This window comes from Hoeflea sp. BAL378 (assembly GCF_000759435.1).
Taxonomy (GTDB): Bacteria; Pseudomonadota; Alphaproteobacteria; order Rhizobiales; family Rhizobiaceae; genus Hoeflea.
Genome location: NZ_JRJG01000168.1, coordinates 1 through 333, shown reverse-complemented (window position 1 = coordinate 333; position 333 = coordinate 1). Strand labels below are relative to the sequence as shown.

General features: G+C 66.1%; 1 protein-coding gene. It reads left to right on the top strand.

Going from position 1 to position 333, the window contains the following annotated elements:
- The first annotated feature begins 10 nt into the window (after positions 1-10).
- Positions 11-154 carry a DUF1491 family protein gene (locus tag LL06_RS27510; RefSeq protein WP_280114136.1) on the top strand — a complete coding sequence of 48 codons (144 nt, stop codon included), beginning with the start codon at positions 11-13 and terminating at the stop codon, positions 152-154.
- Positions 155-333 lie beyond the last annotated feature (179 nt).

Genomic DNA, 333 nt, shown 5'->3' with positions numbered 1-333 from the left:
CGACTCCCGCCTGTTCGAGCTCCGCAAGGCCCGCGTCCCCGAACCCGAGATCAACGAGGCGCTCGCCCGCGAGGCGAAGTTCGATTCCGACATCTGGGTGGTGGAGATCGAGACCGACAGCCCGGAAACCTACCTGGAGTTCGCCGAAGGGTAGGGGGCGCACTGCGCCCCCCAGCTTGTTGACAGGGTCATGCCCGGAATGACGGAGCCATGTCCTCCGTCATTCCGGCCCCCGCGCCGGAATCCAGCCACGGCGCGTCGGCGCCGTGAAAGAGTCTTTCGCGATCAAGGACTTGATCGCGCTGGATGCCGGATCAAGTCCGGCATGACGGG